At 64.5% G+C, this 4,852-nt stretch carries 2 protein-coding genes and 1 pseudogene; all 3 read left to right on the forward strand.

Annotated elements, in window-relative coordinates:
- A pseudogene (locus EOA32_RS40320) lies at positions 1-179 on the forward strand (SH3 domain-containing protein); the annotation flags it as partial.
- 371 nt (positions 180-550) lie between these two features.
- Positions 551-4,042: a carbamoyl-phosphate synthase large subunit gene (gene carB, locus EOA32_RS33060; RefSeq protein ID WP_128373960.1), complete on the forward strand. Its 3,492-nt coding sequence runs from the start codon at positions 551-553 to the stop codon at positions 4,040-4,042.
- Between the two features lie 447 nt (positions 4,043-4,489).
- The gene (locus tag EOA32_RS33070; RefSeq protein WP_128373961.1) at positions 4,490-4,825 is read left to right on the forward strand and encodes a hypothetical protein; all 336 of its coding nucleotides are present in this window, start codon (positions 4,490-4,492) and stop codon (positions 4,823-4,825) included.
- Positions 4,826-4,852: the final 27 nt, after the last annotated feature.

Below are 4,852 nucleotides of genomic sequence, written 5' to 3' on the forward strand. Positions count from 1 at the left end.
TCGTGACAGTGACCTGGCCGGACGGCGGCACGCGCATCATTCACTTCCATGACGGCAAGCCGGCCGGCTCGGACTCCTCCGACGAATTCCGCTTCACCCGCGAAGGCAGCTTGAACATGATCCGCATCGGCGTTTCGGAGCGCTTTGAGATCACGGATCAGCTGGCCCTGGGGAATTGATAGGCTGAAGACGCCGGCGGGACAGCGCCCCCCTCTGTCCTGCCGGACATCTCCCCCACTTGGGGGGAGATCGGCTGTTTTGGCGCCCCGCTTTTTCTTCACCATCGAAAATTGGCGAAAGCAGTCGTGACGTCCAACCTCCTCCCTCGTGGGGGAGATGCCCGGCAGGGCAGAGGGGGGCGCGAAGGAATGAGACGCCTGTTTTGTTCCGGCACGCCAACCCGCAAAACCCTCATTTTCGGGGTTACATCCGCCAAAACTCTTCCCTATAAGGCCCTCCTAGCCTGATACCAGAATCGCAAGCACAACCGGCCGGGTCCTCCCCGCCCGGTTTGTCGTGCAAGCCGCTCGCCGAATGGAATCCATAGACCATGCCAAGACGCACCGACATCAAGTCGATCCTGATCATCGGGGCCGGCCCCATCGTCATCGGCCAGGCATGCGAGTTCGACTATTCCGGGACCCAGGCCTGCAAGGCGCTGAAGGAAGAGGGTTTCCGCGTCATCCTGGTCAACTCCAACCCGGCCACGATCATGACCGATCCGGAGCTGGCCGACGCCACCTATATCGAACCGATCACGCCGGAAGTGGTGGCGAAGATCATCGCCAAGGAGCGCCCCGACGCGCTGCTGCCCACCATGGGCGGCCAGACCGCGCTCAACACCGCGCTGTCGCTGCGCCGCATGGGCGTGCTCGACCGCTACAATGTCGAGATGATCGGCGCCGATGCGCATGCCATCGACAAGGCCGAGGACCGCGCGCTGTTCCGCCAGGCGATGAGCAAGATCGGGCTGGAGACGCCGCGCTCGATGCTGGCCAACGCCACAGAAGTCAAGGACGCCGACCGCAAGATCCACGAGGCCGAGCGCGCCGCGCTCAAAGCCGAGAACCCCGAAAACCTCGATGCCGCGCTCGACGCGCTGGAGACGCGCTGGAACCTCGGCGAAGGCGACCGCAAGCAGCGCTATATCAGCCACGCCATGGCGATCGCGGCGCAAGCGCTCGACCATGTCGGCCTGCCGGCGATCATCCGCCCCTCCTTCACCATGGGCGGCACCGGCGGCGGCATCGCCTACAACCGCGCCGAATTCTACGACATCGTCCAGTCCGGCCTCGACGCCTCGCCGACCACCGAGGTGCTGATCGAGGAAAGCGTGCTCGGCTGGAAGGAGTACGAGATGGAAGTGGTCCGCGACAAGGCGGACAACTGCATCATCATCTGCTCGATCGAGAACCTCGACCCGATGGGCGTGCACACCGGCGATTCCATCACCGTCGCGCCGGCGCTGACCTTGACCGACAAAGAGTATCAGATGATGCGCAACGCCTCGATCGCGGTGCTGCGCGAGATCGGCGTCGAGACGGGCGGCTCCAATGTGCAGTTCGCCGTCAACCCGGCCGATGGCCGCCTGGTGGTGATCGAGATGAACCCGCGCGTCTCGCGCTCGTCCGCGCTCGCCTCGAAGGCGACCGGCTTCCCGATTGCCAAGGTCGCGGCAAAGCTTGCCGTCGGCTACACGCTGGACGAGCTGGAGAACGACATCACCGGCGGCGCGACGCCGGCCTCGTTCGAGCCGTCGATCGACTATGTGGTGACCAAGATCCCGCGCTTCGCCTTCGAGAAATTCCCCGGCGCCGAGCCGGTGCTGACCACCGCCATGAAGTCGGTCGGCGAGGTCATGGCCATCGGCCGCAGCTTCCAGGAATCGCTGCAGAAGGCGCTGCGCGGACTGGAAACCGGCCTCACCGGCCTCGACGAGATCGAGATCCCCGGCCTTGGCTCGGCAGACCACGTCGACGACCGCAACGCCATCCGCGCCGCGCTCGGCACGCCGACGCCCGATCGGCTGCGCATGGTGGCGCAGGCGATCCGCATGGGTACCTCGCTCGAAGACGTGCACGCCATGTGCAAGATCGACCCATGGTTCCTCGAGCAGATCGCCGGCATCATCGCCATGGAAGAGCGCATCCGCGAGCACGGCCTGCCGCAGGACGCGCCGAACCTGCGCATGCTGAAGGCGATGGGCTTTTCCGACGCACGCCTCGCGTCGCTGACCAGAACCGACGCCGAAGTCATTCAGAAGACCAGGCAAAAGCTCGGCGTTCATCCGGTCTATAAACGCATCGACACCTGCGCCGCCGAGTTCGCCTCGCCGACCGCCTATATGTACTCGACCTATGAGACGCCCTTCGCCGGCGAGCTCGCCAATGAGGCGCGTGTGTCGTCGCGCAAGAAGGTCGTCATCCTCGGCGGCGGCCCGAACCGCATCGGCCAGGGCATCGAGTTCGACTATTGCTGCTGCCATGCCGCCTTTGCGCTGCGCGATGCCGGCTTCGAGGCGATCATGGTCAACTGCAACCCGGAGACCGTGTCGACCGACTACGACACGTCCGACCGGCTCTATTTCGATCCGCTGACGCCGGAGGACGTGCTGGAGATCCTGCGCGCCGAGCAGGCCTCCGGGGAACTGGTCGGCGTCATCGTCCAATTCGGCGGCCAGACACCGCTGAAGCTGGCCGACGCGCTGGAGAAGGCCGGCATCCCGATCCTCGGCACTTCGCCCGACATGATCGACCTTGCGGAAGATCGCGACCGCTTCCAGAAGCTGTTGCACAAGCTCGGGCTCACCCAGCCGAAGAACGGCATTGCCTATTCGGTCGAGCAGGCGCGCCTCGTCGCTGCCGAGCTCGGCTTCCCGCTGGTGGTGCGCCCGTCCTATGTGCTCGGCGGCCGCGCCATGCAGATCATCTACAATGAAGGCATGCTGCAGACCTACCTGCTCGACACCGTGCCCGGCCTGGTGCCGGAGGACATCAAGCAGAAATACCCGGCCGACAAGACCGGCCAGATCAACACGCTGCTCGGCAAGAACCCGCTTTTGTTCGACACTTATCTCACCGGCGCCACCGAGGTCGATGTCGACTGCCTTTGCGACGGCAAGGAGACCTTCGTCTCCGGCATCCTGGAGCACATCGAGGAGGCCGGCATCCATTCGGGCGACAGCGCCTGCTCGTTGCCGGTATATTCGCTGCAGCCGGACCTCGTCGACGAGCTGGAACGCCAGACCGCCGCACTTGCCCGGGCGCTCAATGTCGGCGGCCTGATGAACGTGCAATACGCCATCAAGGACGGCACGGTCTATGTGCTTGAGGTCAACCCCCGCGCCTCGCGCACCGTGCCCTTCGTCGCCAAGACCATCGGCCGTCCCATTGCGAAAATCGCCGCCCGCATCATGGCCGGCGAGACGCTGGAAAACGCCTTCGCGCATTACGGCGCCATGCCTGACGCGCGCAATCCCGGCCATATCGCGGTCAAGGAAGCCGTCTTCCCCTTCGCCCGCTTCCCCGGCGTCGACATATTGCTCGGGCCGGAAATGCGCTCGACCGGCGAGGTCATGGGCCTCGACCGCGACTTTGCGCTGGCCTTCGCCAAGAGCCAGCTAGGGGCGGGTGTTGATCTCCCCCGCGCGGGCACGCTGTTCGTCTCGGTGCGCGACGAAGACAAGAAGGGGATTCTGCCCGCCGTAAAACGCCTCGCCGAGCAGGGCTTCAAGGTGCTTGCCACTTCCGGCACCGCCCGCTTCCTCGCCGAAAACGGCGTGACGGCGGAAAAGATCAACAAGGTGCTCGAAGGCCGCCCCCACATCGAAGACGCCATCCGCAATCGCCAGGTCCAGATCGTCTTCAACACCACCGATGGCCAGAAGGCCGTGTCGGACTCGAAGTCGCTGCGGCGGGCGACACTGATGCAGAAGGTGCCTTACTACACGACGCTGTCGGGCGCTGCGGCCGTGGCCGAGGCGATCGCGGCGCTGCGCGCGGGAAACCTCGAGGTTCGGCCGCTGCAGGAGTATTTTGGGTGAGGGCAACTTTGGCAGGGTAAGGAACATCACCAATTTAAAGGGATAATGTTTAGGTAATTGCTTTCACAGAGGCGCAGTTTAGTTCGCGGCGAGCGCATCCACAGAGCCAGCTTGCGGGAATTCTCCAAGATATTGGAGCGATGCCGCCACCATTGCGCTCTACGGCGCCCCCCTCTGTCCTGCCGGACATCTCCCCCACAAGTGGGGAGATCACCCGTCATCGCGGCTTTTCGCCAATCGCCAACGGTGCAGGATCGGCGAGGCGGCGAAGCTGCCAATCTCCCCCCAAGTGGGGGAGATGTCCGGCAGGACAGAGGGGGGCGCGCCGTAGAGCGCGACTTCGTGCCCGTTCATCTCAGCGCATTTTGGTACCGGCACCGATTAGCAACTCCGGAACCCTCGCTTCCCCGCATTCTGCCCGTAGGCTAAAAATCTGCGATGGATGACATGTCCGCAGACGAAATCGACCTGCGCTGCCCGCAGGTGGTCGCCGACAACGCCGCCAAGGGGCTGCGCCTGCGCAAGCAGTTCGGCCGCGGCGGCACCCAGATCGGCGTCGCGAGGGCGACGGAGTTGAAGAACCGCAAGAACCTTTCACCCTCGACCATCCGCCGCATGGTCAGCTATTTCGCCCGCCACGAGGTCGTCAAGCGCGGCAAGAACTACGGCAACGAGGAAAATCCCTCTGCCGGCTACATCGCCTGGCTGCTGTGGGGCGGCGACGAAGGCCGCGCCTGGGCGCTGGAGATGAAGAAGAAGGTCGGCAGCGCGCCGGACATCTGAGCAGCAAGCGGTTCTTCATGGAATTGC

Source organism: Mesorhizobium sp. M1A.F.Ca.ET.072.01.1.1, assembly GCF_004023325.1.
Classification (GTDB): Bacteria; Pseudomonadota; Alphaproteobacteria; order Rhizobiales; family Rhizobiaceae; genus Mesorhizobium.

Bases quoted from the DNA above. Each gene is read 5' to 3' on its own strand.
- EOA32_RS33070 (WP_128373961.1), top strand. From the start codon at position 4,490: ATGTCCGCAGACGAAATCGACCTGCGCTGCCCGCAGGTGGTCGCCGAC.
- carB (WP_128373960.1), top strand. From the start codon at position 551: ATGCCAAGACGCACCGACATCAAGTCGATCCTGATCATCGGGGCCGGC.